An 18,179-nucleotide genomic window follows, 5' to 3' on the forward strand; every position below is an offset into this window, starting at 1 on the left:
CTAGTCAGCGTGATGTTCGGCGCCCCTTCCGAGAGCCGCCTGTCGAATGCTCTCGGCGAAAGTAACAAAGCCAAGCTCGGCGCTAACACGCTCCCGCGCGGCAGGCACTTCGGCGGCGGTCTTGGGCTCGGGCGGCGCCTTCTGCAGCTCGCGCACGTGCCCGAGCCGCTCGCGAAGCGAATGGTCGATCTCTTCCAAGAATACTGCCTTGAGTTTCGTCAGATCGCCAGTCTCGATCGCAACGTCTGCGGCGGGGATCACTGGCCCATAGTCGATGCCGGCAGGCTTTAGTCCAGTGTAGGGTGCGCCCTCGCCGGCACGATGCAGCCGTATGACCGTCTCCATGAAGGCCCGGTCAGCCAACATCCGCGCATCAGGTCCGAGTCCGCGGACTTTTCGCGACTGGTCAAAGGCCGCGCTTATCTCCACTTCGGCGGCGACCGGAGCATAGGCTAAGACTGGGTTGACGTTGCCGCTCTCTAGAGCCCTCTCCACGGCCTTTGCCACCGGGCCGTCGAGCGAATCGCAATGAGCTTGCGCACCATGTGAACCGATTGCCAGTGCAGCGCCAATAGCCGCTGCCATCATTGATAGCTCTCATGATTTCGACTCCTTTTGCGCGAGCCCTAAACTTACACGCCTGTCTCCGATGAGCTTTGATCTGGATCAACAGCTAGGGCCGTCCCGGAGTGGGTCCGGCCTTCCAGTTTCTGGTGCTCGCTGCCAATCTGCAGCTTCGTCGCACCTGTCGCCCTGTCAGAGCGCGAGGAGTCCGAGGCCCGGCAAGGAGGCCCAGGGCGAACTGGCGCGGCGCCCGATTGAATGAGCGGCGAGATGGCCTCGACTCTTAACTAAGGCGATCGGCGATAGGATGTCGCCCAGCGCAAGACCAACCCTGTAGACACGGCCGAGCTTGCCGATTCGAGGAGGACCAAGTGATCGAGGCCGAGGGGGCGACCGAAACCGAGTCGCAGCATCAAAATAGCTTTGGGCGGCCCGAGCTTGGGTGTAGGATGCTGCTGTTCTGGTCTTGAGGTATGTCATGGACCGGTTCATTGCGCGTGCCAACATCGCCCATTTTCGGGATCTGCTCGCCTCCAAGACCGATCCAGAATAACGGCGCGTCATCGAAGGCTTGTTGGCGTTGGAGCAAAAGAAGCTCGAGATAGCCGAAAGCCAAGCACGAGATCAGTCCCGCGAGCCTGGCAGCCAAGGAAGTATTGCCAAAGCATCGCGTTGATATGGCGCGGGGCAACACTCCTTACATCGAAATGTTACCGTTTCGGGACCGGCTCATGTCCCAACTGGCGCAGTTCGGCAAATTGTCTCACTTAGCAGGTCTCAGCGCGCCAAACAGACGCGCTGAGACGATCAGCGGCCACGGCCTATTACGCGGCCTTGACCGTGATCTTCTTCTCGGCCTTCTGCGCTTCAGCGGTCTTGGGCAGCTTCACCGTCAACACACCCTTGGCGAAGGTTGCCTCGATCTTGTCGGCGTCGACGCCGTCAGGCAGCTGGAACGATCGCTGGAAGGAACCGTAGCGGCGCTCGGACAGATAGTAGTCCTTGTCCATCTCTTCCTTTTCCTCCTTCTTCTCGCCCTTGATCGTCAGCATGCGGTTGGCGAGCTTGATCTCGACGTTCTTCTCGTCGATGCCGGGCAATTCGGCCGTGATCTCGTATTCCTTGTCCTTCTCGACAAGATCCATCGCCGGTGCGACCGGCCAGTCCGCATTGCGCAGCGACGGAAGTTCACGTCCGAACAGGGAACGCGTCGAGGGCAGGCGAAAGTCGAACGGGTGGAAATCGTCGAACAGCCGGTCGATTTCACGCCGCAGGCTTTCGAACGGACCGGTCCAGTTGCCGGCTGGCGCCGGCGCAGTGCTCTTTTCTGTTTTGACAGGCAATTTGGTGGCAGCTTCGGCCATGGTTTTTCTCCTCGGAAGCGAGTTAATCGACAGGTACCGCCGCCTCAGCCCCTCCACCTTCAGGTTTCCCAGAGGCGCCAGAGCCCGAGGTCGGCGGGCCTGCTTACCAGGCGTCCTTGCCGAGTAGGTTCATCACTTCGCGAATCCGCGCCTTTTTTGCGCGATCCTTCGCGCCCGCTTCGCCAAATTCGGCTCAGCCTGACGAGGGTTGCATCAAAGCACCTGGCTGTCCGGACCATATTGATCTGAGTCAAGGAATCCTTTGCAGAAGCGTCCGAGCACTGCGGCAAAGGTCGTACATTGATCTCGATCAACGACGGTCCGTCAGCTCTGGGTAGCCTCATTGCGCAAATGCCAATGACGAAACGGAACGAACCCAATGACGATGGCAAATGGCCAGAAGTTCCTCGTTGCCGCGACCGACCTTCAGGCGACTGCTCTAAAGGCTGCTATACGTTGCCAGATCGAGACGCTTTCCTTCTGGAAACATCGCTGCGAGCAAAACATCAAACTGATCGATGATCTCTTCGCTGGCGGCGAATTCGCGGACGTTTTCGATGTCTCCAGCAATTTCCTGCAGAACGCGACTTCTGACTATGCGATCGAGGCCAGCAATCTCGCCCGCGTTGGGTCTCGGCTGACCTCGGACATGGCCAGGCGCGTGCGCAGGGAAGCCGAGAGCGCGATCGAAGACATGGCGGCGAGCACGGTAGCGTGATCGGCTCTCACGGAAGTACAACTGTGGACAAAACCACCGGATGGGCATTGCGATGAACTCGCCACGGCTGGGCCGGTTTTCGGCATGTGCCCTGCATGTGGTGGCCCTTGCTGCGGCGCTTGGCCTGTCCGGCGGTTGGGCAAGCGCCGATCCGGTATCGCACGGGAAGGCGCTGGTCGAAGCCAATTGCGCGCGATGCCACGCCATCGGAAGAACGGATAAGAGCAGCCACCCTGACGCGCCTGCATTTCGCGTCTTGTCGCAGCGCTATCCGATTGCCGATCTTGAAGAGGCGTTGGCCGAGGGCCTTTCGACTGGGCACCCCGATATGCCGGAATGGGTTGCCAGCCCCGATCAAATCGACGCTATCCTTGCCTATATCGAAACCCTGCAGCAGCCGTGATTGCCGCGTCTTGATCCGATCTGCGGTTCGATGCCTTCAGGAGGACTACGGGAGCATTCGGTCGGCGGCGCGGAAGAACTTTCGTGCGTGCGCCACGATCTGCGGTTCCGTCGGATGATCTGCTGGCTCGACGCCAACGATGCGCTCTTCTAGTCGTGGATGGTGGCTGCGGATATGCTTGACCAACTCTTCCTTAGCCGATCCCGGCCCCACGATCAGCCACTCCTTTGCCGGCTGCAAGGCACCGACAATGTCATTGTAGAAGGCTTGGTTTTCCTGGGCACGCTTCCCGTCGATGGTTCCTGCCTTGTTGTGGGTCTGGTGGTGAGTAAGCGCGGTTGCAAGTCTCACACCTTCGGTCTGTTCGCGATCGAAGAAGAACACTTTGGCTTCGCGATGGTCCAGCCAGGCGACGGCGTGTTGGGTCTGCATGGGCTACGTCCTTGAGACTGTTGGTTGAGTGGGGCACAATTGTCGCCGTGAAGTGTCGAATGCCTCACGCGGATCAGGACTCCAGCGTTGCAAGGATCGAGCCGGGTTCGATGACGGCATTCGCCGTGGCGACAATCGTCGCGCGGCCTGCTGCAGGCGAGACAATCTCATGCAGCGCATCCTCGACGCGAACTTCTGCTATCCGATCGCCAGCCCTTACTGCGTCACCGCTGGCAATGAACCAACGCTCCAGGATACCCTCGGGCAACATACTGGACGCCCATAGCGCCTCATCAGCCTTGATATATTGCATCGCAATTCTCCTTTGCGGCTGCATGATATTCCCTTCACCAAGGTGGGCCTTGATCACGATCAAAGGACAGATCGTGACGCAAGTGATCGCGGCGGGTGGCCTGCCTTGCAGAGGTTCTTGACCTCGCCCCGGAAGCTAATCGAAAGGCGTTGTGTTTTGACCCGCGTCAAGGCGACGAGGGCTGGCGGATGCACTTCATCGGACGTCGACATCTTCACCGAAAGGCGCCCGCAATGTCCTACAAGTCAATCATCGTTAACCTCGCCGTGGATGCATCTCCTGCACCCATTGTGAAGCTGGGGGTCGAACTGGCAGAGCGCTTCGGAGCACACCTTATCGGCCTGGCGGCAGCGGATGTTCCGCCTCTCGTCGCCACCGGCAACGGCATGGTCTACGAAGGCGAGATCATGCAGATCCAGCGAACCGAGATCGAGAAGCGGCTTGCGGAACTGCGGGCCGAATTCGAGCGACTGGTACCGGCATCGGTGAGCAGCGAATGGGGGCAGGCGGTCAGTAGTCCCACCCGCTTCCTCAGCGTTTCCGCCCGAGCCGCCGACCTCATCGTTACCGGCGGTGGGGATGGCGAAGATGTCTACCGTGCCGTGGATGTCGGGAGCCTTGCGCTGGGAACAGGCCGGCCGGTCCTCGTCACCGCAAGCAATGTCGAACATGTCATGGCAAAGACCGTGCTGGTCGCCTGGAAGGACACCAGGGAGGCGCGACGGGCGATAGCGGACGCATTGCCTTTCCTGGCTGGGGCAAGAGAGGTCATCGTCGCCACCATCGATACCGACCGCAGCGAAAGCGCCCGATACAGCCTCGCCGATGTCGCGGCTTATCTCGAAAACCATGGCATCATGCCACAAACCGAACTGCTGACCGGCGAGGCAGATGGCGACCGGCTGGTGGCGTTTGCGCGTTCGATCCACGCCGACCTGATCGTCTCCGGCGCTTACGGCCATAGCCGCCTGCGGGAATGGGCCTTCGGCGGCGTCACCCGCACGCTGATCGAAGACAACGGCATCAATCGCTTCATGTCATACTGATGGTTTCTGGTATCGTACCCAGCGAAGTTGACCAACAACCCGCCCCTGCACCGACGGGCATAGTCGACGAAGACGCCTTTTGGTCGATCGATGCCAATGACCTTCTGCGACGCCTCAAGACGTCAAAATCTGGGCTTGGCACCTCCGAGGCCGCGTCAAGGCTGGCGAAATTCGGCGCAAACACACCGGCATCGCAGTCCGGCACCTCGGCATTTGCAGTGTTTGTCCGCCAGTTCCGTAGCCCCCTTGTCCTAATCCTCATTTTCGCGGCCGTCGTGTCGGCCTTCGTTGGTGAGGTTCAGGAGGCTCTGATCATCGGCGCGATTGTGCTGGCAAGCTGTGTCCTCAGCTTCACCCAGGAGTACGGGGCGTCTCGTGCGACAGAGGCGCTGAAACGGCGCATTTCGCGCAAAGCCCTCATCCTGCGAAATGGCGTCGAGTGCTCGATCGGAGCCGAAGAGATCGTGCCCGGTGATGTGGTTCGGCTTTCGGCCGGAAATCTCATTCCCGCAGACGGTGTCATTCTGGATGCGCGCGATTTCAATGTCAGCGAGGCTGTGCTGACTGGCGAGACCTTCCCGGTCGTGAAAGCACCGGGCCGGTCGGCGCCAGGAGCTTCCGTCGCACAGCGCAGCAACGCTGTCTTCACCGGCACATCGGTCCGCAGCGGCACCGCGACTGTGCTTGCGGCAGCGACCGGCGACCGCACCGAGTTCGCATCAATCGCCGCGGCTTTGGAACGACGTATTCCGGAAACGGATTTTGCCCGGGGTATCAGGCTTTTTGGTTATCTGATGACGGAGATCATGCTGGCGATCGTCATCGTCGTGTTCTTCGCCAATCTTCTGCTCCATCGACCGCTCATTGAATCGCTGCTCTTTTCGCTAGCGCTGGCGGTTGGCCTCACACCTGAACTTCTTCCGGCGATCATCAGCGTGACCCTGGCTCGAGGTGCCCGCGCAATGGCGGCCAACGGCGTCATTGTGCGGCGTCTCGATGCGATCGAGAATTTGGGTAGCATGGACCTGCTCTGCACCGATAAGACCGGAACGCTGACGGAAGGCGTCATCCAGCTGGATGGATGGCTCGATGTCGAAGGCAATCCATCGACGGATATCCTCCTTTGGGCGCGTCTCAACGCGACCATGCAGGCTGGATTGAAGAACCCGCTGGACGAAGCGATAGCCGGTGCGCAAGGGGAGGGCGCGTCATTGGCCGCCTTCACGAAGGTCGATGAGGTCCCCTACGATTTCATCCGCAAGCGGCTGTCCGTTGTTGTCCGAACCAAGGACGCCGAAAATCTTCTGATCACAAAGGGCGCAGTGCAAAATGTTCTTGAGGCCTGTGGGTTCGTTCGAACTGCAAATGGGCAGGAACCCTTGAATGACATGTATCGCGCCGCGATCGACGAGAAATTCCGACGCTGGAGTGCGGACGGCTTTCGCGTCCTGGGTGTGGCAATCCGCCGTTTCGAAAGCCGGGACGCCTTTTCGAGGAAGGACGAAACCGATCTCGCCTTCGCGGGCTTCCTGCTCTTCCTCGATCCGCCAAAGGAAGGCGTCAGAGAGACGCTTGCGGCACTCGCCCAGCGTGGCATCGCGGTAAAGGTCATTTCGGGAGACAACCGTTATGTCGCCGCACATCTCGCTGACGCACTCGGCTTGCGGGCCGACAGGATCATGACTGGTGAGGACCTGTCGAAACTGACCAAGAGCGGGCTCTTCGCAGGCGTGCAGAACACTGATCTCTTCGTCGAGATCGACCCCAACCAGAAGGAGCGGATCGTTCAGGCACTCCGCAGCCGTGGGCATGTCGTCGGCTACCTCGGCGATGGCATCAACGATGCACCTGCTTTGCACGAGGCAGATATCGGCATTTCCGTCGACACGGCGGTCGATGTCGCCCGCGAGGCTGCCGACATCATCCTTCTCAAACAGGATCTGGGCGTCCTCGTGCGCGGCGTTGACGACGGCCGCAAGACTTTCGCCAACACGATGAAATACATCTCCATCACGACCAGTGCCAACTTCGGCAACATGATCAGCATGGCCGTTGCGTCGCTGTTCCTGCCATTCCTGCCGCTGCTGGCTGCGCAGATTCTGCTCAACAATTTCCTGTCGGACATTCCCTCGCTGGCCATCGCCAGCGATAATGTCGATCCAGGCCAATTGCGCCGACCGCGTCGCTGGGACATCGGCTTCGTTAGGCGATTCATGATCGGCTTTGGCCTGGTCAGCTCGCTATTCGATTTCGCCACCTTCGCCTTTCTGCTGCTTTTTGCACATGCGACCGCGGCCACCTTTCAAACAGCGTGGTTCGTCGAGTCACTGCTGACGGAGCTTGCCATTGTGCTGATCGTGCGCACGCACAAGGCGTTCTGGAAGAGCCGTCCAAGCCTCTTGCTTGCATGGCTTACGTTGGCTGTCGCGGTTGTTGCGATCGCTATACCCTACGTGCCTTTCGCCGGACGCTTCGGCTTTGTGCCGCTGCCGCTGCCCGTGCTTGTCGGGCTCGTCGCCATCACCGCACTCTATCTGTTGGCTTCGGAGACAACCAAGCGCTGGTTCTTCGATCGTGAAAGTAGACACCCGCCTCGATCGAGGGCAGGGCGTGCCATCGGCGGGGGCCATGCCCCATTCAGTCCACATCCAATGAGATAGTGCATGACTGAGGCCGGTGGGATCGGTATCACGCCGTTCCGCTCGATGCTGCAATTTCTGCTCGACCGCAAAGAGCGGCGACCGATCGTCATTTTGTACGGCATAGAGGGGCAGCAGGTCGTCGCCTATCGCGACGTGCATCTACGGTTTCCGGCTTCGGTGTGGGCGCCCCGGTGGCGGCCGTTGTCTCCTCGCTGATCGCAGGCGGAGCGCTGAGCCGGGGAGGAGCGAGCTGGACGTTCTGCTGGCGAATCTCGGGCATGGCCGGACCCGGCGGAGGGGCGTTCTCGACCGGCGCTGCGGGGATGACCGGTTGCGCGGAATCTCTTTCCGCGGCGTCGGCCGGCAACGCTGAACCAAGCATGTCGTCGGCGGGAGCCTTGCTGGCCTGTTCCCACACATAGGTGCCGGAGGCGGCGATCACGAAAAGTGACAGGGCAATCTGTTTCATCGGAATTGTGCTTCCACGTTGAGACTTGCAAGGCGATCCGTCTGGTCCGCTTCGGATGCAATATCCCACGGCTAAGCTGACAACTGGCTGTCAGCCGAGTTCAAGCTACGAGGCCCTCGGGGAGGACAAATTGATTTGCCCTAGATCAAGATTGTCGCATAAGCGGCCAGATAGGAAGGGCTACTTAAGCGAGGTATGCTGCCTATGACTGTTGCCAACGAGCCGGCCGGATACACCAGAACCCAGATACTGCTGCATTGGACAATCGCGGTGCTGATCGTCCTGCAGCTCGTAATCGGTGAGGACATCAAGCCGGCTTACCGGGCGTTCTCGCGCGGCACCGAGCCGGCAACTGCCGACATCTTCAACGCGAATATTCACGTCTATGTCGGTTTGGCCGTTCTGGCGCTGGCGATCTGGCGGTTTGCGGTCCGTCTATTGCGTGGTGTGCCGGCGGCGCCGCCCGAAGAGAGCGTCCTGCTGAAGCGGATTGCCGCTGCCACCCATTTCCTGCTCTACCTGTTCATTTTCGGCATGCCTATCACCGGGGCGCTGGCATGGTACTTCAGCTTTCGAGCGATGGGTGAGATCCATGAGCTCGGCAAGCCGGTGATCATCATTGTCGTCGGCCTTCATACGGCAGCGGCGCTTTGGCATCATTTCTTTGTAAAATCGGATGTGCTCGTCAGGATGCTGCGGCCTTCGGCTCGGCGTGCGCCGTGATGTCAAACTTGGAGTGCGTAGCGCGTATGCCTACGCTCCCCGGTTTTGGTTAGCGCACCTTTGGCAACCAAATCCTGCAAGTCCCTTGTCGCGGTCGCGCGTGACGCCTGTGTGATAGCGATGTAATTCTCGGCGCTGAGCCCGCCCTTGAAGCCGTCGATACCTTCGCGGAACATCCGGGCGATGACCTTTTCCTGCCGCTCGTTGAACTGATCCCGGTAGCGTTCGTAAAACTTGGCCTTGGCGACAGAGAATTCGACACGGGCGAGCGTTACGCGCTGCGCTTCAAGAATCGTGTTGGCGAAGTAGAGCAGCCAATCCGTAACCGCATTACTCTTGTTGCTGGCCTCCAGGCTGTCGTAATAGGCTTTGCGGTGGCGTTCGATTGTGTAGGCCAACGCGATGAGGCTGGGCTCGCCCAGGTTTTGCGCTAGCGCCTTTTCGCAAAGGGCACGCCCTATGCGACCGTTGCCATCCTCGAACGGGTGAATGCTCTCGAAATAAAGGTGAGCGATACCGGCACGCGTCAACGCCGGGAGCGGTGTCTTGCCTTTGGGTGAGGTATCGTTGAACCAGGCGGCGAAGGCGTCCATTTCGGTTTTTACCCGCGCCGAGGGCGGCGCTTCGAAATGCACTTTGGGCTTATCCAGCCGATTGGAAACGATCTGCATGGCATCGGCATGCAGGCGATAATTGCCGATGGTCTCGATACGCCGTTCACCCGACATCACCATCTTGTGCCAAGCGTAGAGAGTGCGATGCGAGAGTGCATCGGCAAAATGCAAGTAAACATCGGCCATCATTTCAGCGATGCCGCGCTCGGCCGGCGGAATGCGCCTGGTCTCGCTGCCCAGCCCAAGTTGCTGGCGCAAGGATGATTGCAGGCTCTCGCGGTTGAGGTACTCCCCCTCGATTGCGGATGTCTTCAAGGCCTCTTCGCTGATAAGATCGATGCGGATCTGATCGCGATCGTCGGAACCGACATGACGAAAGACGCCCAAGAGTTCGCCTGATCGCAACAGGAACTCGCTTTCCAGCGGTTCCAATACCTTCTTGTCGTAGGTAAAATCCGGCCAATCAGCCTGCTCCCAATTCCATGCCATGAGCTATAGAGCACCTTTCTATAACTCATAATGTCATGAATGGTGAGCTATAGCAATCTTCGCTATGCCTCAGAAATCGGGGCGTTACCCCGGCGCGATCCCACGACTAACCATCCAGGTCAATTTCTTCAGATGGTTCCGAGATAGCGCTGACCAGGCAGTATCGGGCTTGCTGCAGCGATAGGCTAACATTGGCAACAGCGCAGGCTGTTACACAATCGCGGAAGCCAACTGGCCAGACCCATCGCACCCCGACACATTCTGGAATCGGCGATAATGGCCTGTAGTTCCAAGCAGGCGCCTGCTTTCTGCCTTGATGGGCGGGAAGGACTAGCGGATTGAACGAAATCGACCACTCGCCCTTCGACGGCAGAGTGACAAATTCGCGTCCGGTCGGGTGCGCCAGCCATTCGCAAAGTGTCCGGGGGTTCGAGTCGGTAGAGCGCTACCGCCTTTCCCCACGTTCAGATGATCTGCGTTATCTTCTTCGTTGCTGGGGCAAGCGCTCAGTCGTTGCCGATCTCAGGGGGCCGCTGAGACGATCAATGCGTTCGTCCCGTTAGGCCAACAGGGTGCGCAAAGCGTACTCCCTTGCCGCCGCCGTCACTGCGTTCATGATCTCCAATCACCTCGACCCCCGCCGCCCTGAATGCGCTGATGACTTTCATCAGCGTGTCAGCGACATCCCGCACGTCACCCACACAGGCTTCCATGCGTTGAATGGTCGACAACGAAACTCCTGCACGTTCAGCCAGGGTCTTCTGGTCAATTCCAAGCAGCGCTCGGGCTGCGCGCATCTGCGAGGCGGTAATCATCCTTGAATCTCCGGGTCTGCGAACTTTTCCTTGCGCAAGCATTGATCGATAGACGGTCAGTGTCCGATGCATGGATGGAAGGCTGGCCCAAGAAGCGACAGCATCGACATTCAACCAAGGAGCACCAGTCGTTGCATTCACTCCTCAATCAAGGCGAGCAGACCCTTCAGAATTTCGATTGGGGGCGGCGGGCAGCCTGGAATATGCAGATCGACAGGCAGCACCTCCGACACCCCGCCCACGACAGCATAGCTGCCGGCGAAACAGCCGCCGTTCCTGGCGCAGTCGCCGAGTGCGACTACCCATTTGGGGTTGGGTGTCGCATCCCAGGTCCTCTTCAATGCCTCGCGCATGTTCTTTGTGACCGGCCCTGTGACAAGCAGCACATCGGCATGGCGCGGCGACGCGACGAAACGGAATCCAAAGCGTTCGATGTCGTAGAAAGCATTGTTGAGCGCGTGCATTTCGAGTTCACAACCGTTGCAGGAACCGGTGTCAACCGCCCGGATCGACAGGCTACGTCCCAGCCGTTTGCGAGCGGCACCATCAAGGGCGTGGGCGAGCTCGTCGATCGCGGCTTCGCGTGCCAAGGGTGGGCGCTCGGTGAGCGGGGGTCGTATCAGGCTTTCGAGGAGAAGCTTGCGCATGATGGCGTGCCTTTAAAGATCATGGCCGGAATAGGAGCAGTTGAACGACTTGTTGCAGAGCGGAAAGTCGGCAACGATGTTGCCTTCGATCGCTGCTTCAAGAAGCGGCCATTGAAACCATGACGGGTCACGCAAGTGGCAGCGCTCGACCAGGCCGCCTTCGCCGATGCGCAGCCAGGCCAGTATATCGCCGCGAAAACCCTCGACCAGCGCCAGGCCCTCGCGCGGCCCGTCCGGCTGGGTGACATCGACACGGATCGGACCGTCGGGCAGCCGATCCAAGATCTGCTCGACAAGCGACAGGCTCTGCTCGACCTCGCGGATGCGGATCCAGACGCGGGCGTTCACGTCGCCCTCCTGCAGGGCAGGAACCTCGAAGGCGAGCTCATCGTAAGGAGCGTAGCCTGGCGTGCGCCGCGCATCGAAATCGCGGCCGGAGGCGCGGCCGACATAGCCGCCGGCGGCATATTGCCGGGCGAGCTCGACACCGAGCCGGCCGGTGGCGACGGTCCGATCCTGCAGCGACGCGGTGTTGTCGTAGAGTTCGACAAGGTGCGGAAAGCGTTGCCTGATCTCCACGATCACCGACCGAACCGCGTGCTCCCCCTCTTCGCGTAGGTCGCTTGCCACCCCTCCAGGCACGATGCAATCGCGCATCAAGCGATGGCCGAAGGCGGCATCGCTGGCGCGCAAAACGCGTTCGCGCAGCACGCCGCAATGGGCATGCATGATCGCGAAGGCAGCGTCGTTGCAGATGGCGCCGATATCGCCGAGATGATTGGCAACACGTTCCAGCTCGGCCATCAGCGCCCGCAGCCAGAGGGCACGCGGCGGGACCTCGACACCGAGCGCTGCTTCGACCGCACGGGCAAAGGCAAGCGAATATGCCACGGTGCTGTCGCCGGAGGTCCTGCCGGCCAGTCTGGCGGCGCGATCGATGGGCGAACCCGCCATCAGACCTTCTATGCCCTTGTGCACATAGCCGAGACGCTCTTCCAGCCGCACCACCGTTTCGCCGCTAGCGGTGAATCGAAAATGCCCAGGCTCGATGATGCCGGCATGCACGGGCCCGACCGGAATCTGGTGGAGGCTGTCGCCTTCCGCGGCAAGGAAGCGGTAGGAGGACGCCGCGACTGGAGGCTGTGGCCGCGTCGCCAGGGGATGGCTGACCCCCCAATGGCTATGGTCAAGCCAGCGACGGGTATCGGGAAGCCCTTGCGGCAGCAGCCCGAACAGGTCCGCAGCGGCGCGCTCGAGCCGCAAAGCGGGCGGATGCCGCCGGCCGACCGATGGGTAGCGGCCGCCAGGGCTTTTCAGGCTGATGACACCAATGCCGCGAGCGGCATCGAGAAGCGCCATGTGGACGGTCTCCGGTTCCCCCCAAAGACCGAGCAGGCTCCAGCGGCCCTCGGCGAGTTGCTCGACTGCAAGGTTCCAGATTCTCGGCGTCACCACGGCGCGTCGCCAGGGTGTATGGTGTTCGACAGGGCGGCCCGCCTCGATGATGTCGATCAGCGCGGGCATGCTTCTTTTGCTCATCCGCTTCATCCCAGAATGGCCGCGACATGCTGGAACCAGGTGACCAGCGGCGGCGGCAGGTAGATGCCGGCGGCAAACACCAATGCTAGGTGGGAATATAAGGGCACATAGGATGCTTCGACGGGCGCGGTGCTGCCGTGCGGCTCGCCGAAGGCGACGCCGGTCAGCCGAAACAGCAGGGCGCCAAAGGCGAGCAGAAGTCCGAAGACCAGCGGGATTGCCAGAAGCGGCTGTCTTGCAAAGGTCGAGCTCACGACCAGGAACTCGCTCATGAAGATGCCGAGCGGAGGCAGGCCGGCAATGGCAACAACGCCGATGACGAGCGCCCAGCCAAGCCCAGGGTGCGTCTCCGTCAACCCTTTGATGTCGGCGATCTTTTGCGTGCCCTTGACCTGGGCGATGTGACCGACCGCGAAGAAGATCGCCGACTTGGTCAGGCTGTGCATGACCATGTGCAGCAAGCCGGCAAAGTTCGCCAGCGGGCCACCCATGCCGAAGGCAAAGACGATGATGCCCATGTGCTCGATCGAGGAGTATGCGAACAAGCGTTTGATGTCGCGGCGGCGGTAGAGCATGAAGGCCGCGAAGATGAGCGAGGTGAGCCCCATCGTGACCATCAATGGTCCCGGGGGTATCGCCTGCGGGCTGGCTGCGAGCAACAGCTTGAAGCGTAGCACGGCATAGAGCGCGACGTTCAACAGCAACCCTGACAGCACCGCCGAAATCGGTGTCGGGCCTTCCGCATGCGCGTCAGGCAGCCAGGCATGCAAGGGGGCAAGGCCAACCTTGGTGCCGTAGCCGAGCAGCAGGAAGACGAAGGCGACGTTGAGCAAAGCCGGATCGAAACGCGCCGCCTGTTGGATAAGCACGGTCCACACCATGGCGTTCGTCCCTTCGCCGACGACCGGTTGCGCGGCCATGTAGACGAGGATGGTGCCGAAGAGGGCAAGCGCAATACCGACGCTTCCCAGGATGAAATATTTCCAGGCGGCTTCCAGCGCTTCATGCGTGCGATAGATGCCAACCATGAGCACGGTGGTCAGCGTGGCAAGCTCCACGGCCACCCACATCAGGCCGATATTGTTCGACACGAATGCGAGGTTCATGCCGAACATCATGATCTGGTACATGGCGTGGTAGAACCGCAAGTTCGTTGCGGTCAGCCGGCCGGTGTCCAGCTCGTGCGCAATGTAGGAGGCACTGAACACACTTGTCGTGAAGCCGACGAAGGTGTTGAGCACGATGAAGACGATGTTGAGATCGTCGACGAGCAGATACTGCCCCGGCAGCGGCCGGTCGATGACAAGAAGCGACAGTGCGGCGAGCATGGTCAGGAAGCTGGCGACGACATTCAAGCGTGCCGTCACCCGGTAGTTCGGCAGCGCGGCCATGAGTGCGGCAGCCGAGGGTGGTATCAGCAAGATGGCGGCCACCGCGTCGAAGGAAAACGTGGTCAACGGCGTTCTCCCCTGTAGTCGTCGAGCGCACCGACATCGACTGAATCGAACCGCTCGCGAATGCGGAACAGGAAGACGCCGATGACGATGAAGGCGATCAGGATCGAGAAAGCGACACTGATCTCGACGACCAGCGGCATCCCCTTGGCGCCGGTGGCGGCAAGCACCAGACCATTCTCGAGCGACATGAAGCCGACAACCTGGCTGACGGCATTTCGGCGGGTGACCATCACCAGTAGCCCGAGCAGGATGATGGACAGCGCGAAGGCCAGATCCTCGCGGGCGAGCGGATCGGCCTCGGGGGTGACCCGCAGCATCAGGACCATGGACAGGGTGACCAGGCCTATTCCGGCAAGCATGGTCGGACCGATGCCGACGGCCGTCTCGATGTCGCGATGGATGCCGAGCCGCTGAATGATGCGATGCAGACCGACGGGAATGACGATCGCCTTGAAGACGAGGGCGATCGCCGCGGTGACGTAAAGGTGATGGGCGTCCTGGATGTATGCCTGCCAGGCCACGGACAAAGCAAGCACCACCGCATGCAGCGCAAAAACGTTGATCAGCGCAAAAAGGCGATCCTGATACAACATCATGAAGCTGACCAGCACCAGGCCGCCGGCGAGCAGATGCGCGATGTCGAAGGTGAGACCGTTCATCAAAGGCTCCGCGAGACGAACAGCAAGAGCGTGCCGAGCAGTGCCAGCATGAGTGCGGCGCCGAGGAAATCCGGAGCGCGGAAGACGCGCATCTTGGCAATAGCGGTCTCGAACACCGCAAGCAGAATGCCGCAGACGGCAAGCTTGCCGACATAAGTGACGACACCCAGAGCCAGGGATTGCGGTCCCGCCGCGGCGGTCACCAGTCCCCAGGGGATGAAGACGCAGGAAATCAGCGACACATAGAGCAGAAGCTTGAGGAAGGCGGCGAACTCGATCATCGCCAGATGACGACCGGAATATTCCAGGATCATCGCCTCATGAACCATGGTGAGCTCCAGATGCGTCGCAGGATTGTCGACCGGTATTCGGGCGTTCTCGGCAATGGCCACGATCACCAAGGCGATGAGCGACATGCCGAGCGATACCCGCAGACCGACATCCGGCGAAGCCATGAAGGCGGCGACCGTGGAGAGTTGCGTCGCTCCGGCGACAAGCGCCAGGCTGAACACGATCAGCAGCATGGCGGGCTCGGCCAGCGAGGCGATCATGACCTCGCGGCTTGCACCTATGCCGCCAAAACTCGTGCCGACATCCATCCCTGCCAGAGCCAGGAAGAAGCGTGCGCTGCCAAGCAGGGCGACGATGGCTATGAGATCGGCGGTCCAACTGAATTTGAGGCCGGTGGCGAATGTCGGGACGAGTGCGGCGGCAACCCAGGTGGCGGCAAAGATCAGGTAGGGCGTGACGCGAAACAGCCAGGATGCATTGTCCGCCAGGACGACCTCCTTGCGCATCAGCCGCAGGAGATCGCGATAGGGCTGGATCAGGGGAGGCCCCTGCCGCCGCAGCAGCCTTGCCTTCACCTTGCGCACGAAGCCGACCAGCAGCGGCGCCAGCAACAGCACCAGCATCATCTGCGCGCCCTGGATGGTCAGCTCGAAGATCAGGGCCATAGCGCGAGCACCAGAAGCAAGGTGACGAGATAGAGGAAGACAAGCGTCAGATAGCGCCGGATCGTCAGAAACTGCAGATGGTTCAGTTTTTCGGTCGCAAACTCGATTGCCCCGGCGATCGGCTGGTAAAAAATCTCCCAGATCACATCGTGGACTTCGACAGTCAGGCGTGCCGGACTGGTAGCGCCCGGCGGCGGCATCTCCACCATTTCCCGGGCGCGGAATGCGAATGTGCCGAAGACGCGGCGAATGGGCTGCGCGAAGCTGACAGCTGTGTATTGCGCCGCCGGAGTGACGTCCGGGAAGCCGCAACCCCATGCGGGGCTCCGACGCAGCGCATGCGAGGCAAAGCGGTGAATGAAGAACGCGGCGAGCGATGCCGAAATTGCAATGAACGCGAACACCAGCAGGCCATTGTAGGAACTGCGGCTTTCGCCGATGGGCACGATCGACAGCCAAGGCTGCGCCATCTGCACCGGCATGCGGTTGCCGATCAGCGAAAGCGTCACCGGCGAAAGGCTGTCTATCACGAGGCCCGGCATGATGCCGGCAAGCAGACAGAGGGCCGCGAGGGTAAACATTGCCGCCAGCGAGTAGCGGTCGACCTCATGCGCAAGCTCCACCGCTGCGGAGCGCGGGCGGCCGAGAAACGCAATTCCGAACGCCTTTACGAAACAGGCCGCGGCCAGCGCCGCCGACAGCGCCAGCAGGCCACCAACAGCGGGCACCATGACCTTCAAACCCCATTGCGGCAGATCCGGACTCTGCAGGATGGCCTGGAAGGCCAGCCATTCGGAAACGAAGCCGTTGAAGGGCGGAAGCGCAGAGATCGAAACGCAGCCGACCAAAAAGACAAAGCTGGTCAGCGGCATGCGATGGATCAGGCCGCCCAGCTTCTCCATGTTGCGTTCGCCGGTCGCCGTGAGCATGGCGCCCGCACCGAAAAACAGCAGGCTCTTGAAGAAAGAATGGTTGAGAACGTGGAAGAGCGCGGCGGTGAGTGCCAGCGCTGCGGCCGACGGCATCGCGTTCGCCTTGAAAGCAAGCGCGAGGCCGAGGCTTACGAAGATGACGCCGATGTTTTCTATGGTGCTGTAGGCAAGCAGCCGCTTGAGATCCTTTTCCAGCAACGCGTAGAGGATGCCGAGGACCGCCGTCAGGCCGCCAAGGAAAAGCACGACAACGCCCGACCACCATGCCGGTTCGCTGAGCAGGTCGAAAATGACGCGAATGAAGCCGTAGATGGCGACTTTGGTCATGACGCCGCTCATCAGCGCCGAGACGTGGCTTGGCGCCGCCGGATGGGCAAGCGGCAGCCAGACATGGAGAGGGACGAGGCCGGCCTTGGAGCCGGCGCCGAGCAGCATGAGAGCCAGGACGGTGGCAGCGACGAACCGGCCTGGCTCGGCGGCCCGCATCGCGTCGAACGTATAGGTTCCATCGGGTCCGGCCAGCAGACCGAAAGCCAGCAGCAGCGCCAGCGTGCCGAAGCTCGCCATCACCAGATAGATGTAACCGGCCTGCGTGTTGTCCTGTTCGCGATGGTGCGCCATGACGAGTGCCCACGAGGCGAGCGACATGAACTCCCAGGACAGCAAGAACATGAAGGCATCGTCCGCCAGCACGACAAGGTTCATGCCGGCAAGGAACGCCGGAAAGAACGGCAGCACCCGGTGCGGTGCGGTCTCATGACGGCCGTAGCCCAGTCCGTAGAGGCTGGCGAGCGCACCGCCAAGGTTGACGACGACGAGAAAAAAAGATGAGAGCGCGTCGAGACGGAAGTGAGCACCGATCCATGGCAGTCCGAGCGGCAGCGTAACGGCGGAGACGCCGGCAGGATCGCCTGCCAGCGCGCTTGCGACGATCACGAACAGGGCGGCCGAGATGCCAAGAGTTGCGCCATAGACCAGGCGCGTCGCCGAAGCACGCCGGCTGACAGCGACAGCTAGTATGGCGGTTCCCAAGAGCGCGGCGACGCCCCACAAAGCAAGGGCAACGATCGGCGTCACGGCGGGCTCCCGCCGGAGCCGGTCTCCACCTCGTCGGCGCCCGAAGCCCTGGCTGGATTGAAGCCCACCTTGAGCCGCACCCCACGCCCGCCAGCTTGGCTGGTAGCGCCTTCCCCGATCAACTCGATGCCGGCCGCTTCAAGCGCTGCAATCAATTTCATCAGGGAATCGACATTGCCCCGGATCATCCACTCGCTGGCTTCCATGCGCTGAATCGTCGGCACCGAAAGGCCGGACAATTCGGCAAGCCTGCGCTGATCGATGCTGAGCAGCGCCCTGGCTGCACGCAACTGCGGAGCAGTTATCACAAATCGTCCCTT

General features: G+C 61.0%; 19 protein-coding genes. 6 read left to right on the forward strand and 13 right to left on the reverse strand.

Going from position 1 to position 18,179, the window contains the following annotated elements; genetic code table 11:
- Positions 1-588: a DUF6448 family protein gene (locus tag A6B35_RS08510; protein WP_006201009.1), complete on the reverse strand. Its 588-nt coding sequence runs from the start codon at positions 586-588 to the stop codon at positions 1-3.
- Positions 589-1,388: 800 nt separating this feature from the next.
- Positions 1,389-1,928 (reverse strand): Hsp20/alpha crystallin family protein, encoded by a 540-nt coding sequence (locus tag A6B35_RS08520; protein ID WP_006201008.1) that lies wholly within the window; start codon positions 1,926-1,928, stop codon positions 1,389-1,391.
- A gap of 379 nt (positions 1,929-2,307) precedes the next feature.
- Between A6B35_RS08520 and A6B35_RS08525 the strand changes: the two genes are divergently transcribed.
- On the forward strand, positions 2,308-2,646 hold the full coding sequence (locus tag A6B35_RS08525) for a phasin family protein (RefSeq protein WP_006201007.1): 339 nt from the start codon (positions 2,308-2,310) through the stop codon (positions 2,644-2,646).
- A 40-nt stretch (positions 2,647-2,686) separates the two neighbouring features.
- The gene (locus A6B35_RS08530; RefSeq protein WP_006201006.1) at positions 2,687-3,049 is read left to right on the forward strand and encodes a c-type cytochrome; all 363 of its coding nucleotides are present in this window, start codon (positions 2,687-2,689) and stop codon (positions 3,047-3,049) included.
- A 45-nt stretch (positions 3,050-3,094) separates the two neighbouring features.
- On the opposite strand, the gene A6B35_RS08535 is transcribed toward A6B35_RS08530, so the two are convergent.
- Together A6B35_RS08535 and A6B35_RS08540 are read right to left on the reverse strand one after the other, a co-directional pair.
- Entirely contained in the window at positions 3,095-3,481 is a 387-nt protein-coding gene (locus A6B35_RS08535; protein WP_006201005.1) for a hypothetical protein, read from the reverse strand.
- 73 nt (positions 3,482-3,554) lie between these two features.
- A complete protein-coding gene (locus A6B35_RS08540; protein WP_244425899.1) occupies positions 3,555-3,851 on the reverse strand; it encodes a lipoyl domain-containing protein in 297 nt (98 codons plus the stop codon).
- 176 nt (positions 3,852-4,027) lie between these two features.
- On the opposite strand from A6B35_RS08540, the gene A6B35_RS08545 reads away from it, so the two are divergent.
- The 4 genes from A6B35_RS08545 to A6B35_RS08560 all read left to right on the forward strand — a co-directional run bounded on the left by A6B35_RS08545 (position 4,028) and on the right by A6B35_RS08560 (position 8,674).
- Positions 4,028-4,840, forward strand: coding sequence for a universal stress protein (locus tag A6B35_RS08545; RefSeq protein ID WP_006201003.1), 813 nt, complete (start codon positions 4,028-4,030; stop codon positions 4,838-4,840).
- Positions 4,840-7,500 (forward strand): magnesium-translocating P-type ATPase, encoded by a 2,661-nt coding sequence (gene mgtA, locus A6B35_RS08550; RefSeq protein ID WP_006201002.1) that lies wholly within the window; start codon positions 4,840-4,842, stop codon positions 7,498-7,500. The genes A6B35_RS08545 and mgtA overlap by 1 nt, the downstream gene beginning before the upstream one ends.
- A 3-nt stretch (positions 7,501-7,503) precedes the next feature.
- Positions 7,504-7,698, forward strand: a complete 195-nt coding sequence (locus A6B35_RS36555) for a hypothetical protein (RefSeq protein WP_040582350.1) — start codon at positions 7,504-7,506, stop codon at positions 7,696-7,698.
- 523 nt (positions 7,699-8,221) lie between these two features.
- Positions 8,222-8,674, forward strand: coding sequence for a cytochrome b (locus A6B35_RS08560; RefSeq protein WP_244425889.1), 453 nt, complete (start codon positions 8,222-8,224; stop codon positions 8,672-8,674).
- Between the two features lie 2 nt (positions 8,675-8,676).
- On the opposite strand, the gene A6B35_RS08565 is transcribed toward A6B35_RS08560, so the two are convergent.
- The 9 genes from A6B35_RS08565 to A6B35_RS08605 all read right to left on the reverse strand — a co-directional run bounded on the left by A6B35_RS08565 (position 8,677) and on the right by A6B35_RS08605 (position 18,167).
- Positions 8,677-9,777: a Fic family protein gene (locus tag A6B35_RS08565; protein WP_006200998.1), complete on the reverse strand. Its 1,101-nt coding sequence runs from the start codon at positions 9,775-9,777 to the stop codon at positions 8,677-8,679.
- A 542-nt stretch (positions 9,778-10,319) separates the two neighbouring features.
- A complete protein-coding gene (locus tag A6B35_RS08570; RefSeq protein WP_006200997.1) occupies positions 10,320-10,592 on the reverse strand; it encodes a helix-turn-helix domain-containing protein in 273 nt (90 codons plus the stop codon).
- Between the two features lie 137 nt (positions 10,593-10,729).
- Positions 10,730-11,239, reverse strand: coding sequence for an NADH-quinone oxidoreductase subunit B family protein (locus tag A6B35_RS08575; protein WP_006200996.1), 510 nt, complete (start codon positions 11,237-11,239; stop codon positions 10,730-10,732).
- A gap of 12 nt (positions 11,240-11,251) precedes the next feature.
- Complete coding sequence (locus A6B35_RS08580; RefSeq protein WP_006200995.1) at positions 11,252-12,763, reverse strand: hydrogenase large subunit; 1,512 nt, start codon at positions 12,761-12,763, stop codon at positions 11,252-11,254.
- A 20-nt stretch (positions 12,764-12,783) separates the two neighbouring features.
- The gene (locus tag A6B35_RS08585; RefSeq protein ID WP_006200994.1) at positions 12,784-14,235 is read right to left on the reverse strand and encodes a hydrogenase 4 subunit F; all 1,452 of its coding nucleotides are present in this window, start codon (positions 14,233-14,235) and stop codon (positions 12,784-12,786) included.
- Positions 14,232-14,894, reverse strand: coding sequence for a hypothetical protein (locus A6B35_RS08590; RefSeq protein ID WP_006200993.1), 663 nt, complete (start codon positions 14,892-14,894; stop codon positions 14,232-14,234). The genes A6B35_RS08585 and A6B35_RS08590 overlap by 4 nt, the downstream gene beginning before the upstream one ends.
- Positions 14,894-15,850 (reverse strand): respiratory chain complex I subunit 1 family protein, encoded by a 957-nt coding sequence (locus tag A6B35_RS08595; RefSeq protein ID WP_006200992.1) that lies wholly within the window; start codon positions 15,848-15,850, stop codon positions 14,894-14,896. The genes A6B35_RS08590 and A6B35_RS08595 overlap by 1 nt, the downstream gene beginning before the upstream one ends.
- On the reverse strand, positions 15,841-17,859 hold the full coding sequence (gene hyfB / locus A6B35_RS08600) for a hydrogenase 4 subunit B (RefSeq protein ID WP_006200991.1): 2,019 nt from the start codon (positions 17,857-17,859) through the stop codon (positions 15,841-15,843). The genes A6B35_RS08595 and hyfB overlap by 10 nt, the downstream gene beginning before the upstream one ends.
- A complete protein-coding gene (locus tag A6B35_RS08605; RefSeq protein WP_040582349.1) occupies positions 17,856-18,167 on the reverse strand; it encodes a helix-turn-helix domain-containing protein in 312 nt (103 codons plus the stop codon). Before A6B35_RS08605 ends, hyfB begins: the two co-directional genes overlap by 4 nt.
- Positions 18,168-18,179: the final 12 nt, after the last annotated feature.

This window comes from Mesorhizobium amorphae CCNWGS0123 (assembly GCF_001686985.1).
Taxonomy (GTDB): Bacteria; Pseudomonadota; Alphaproteobacteria; order Rhizobiales; family Rhizobiaceae; genus Mesorhizobium; species Mesorhizobium amorphae.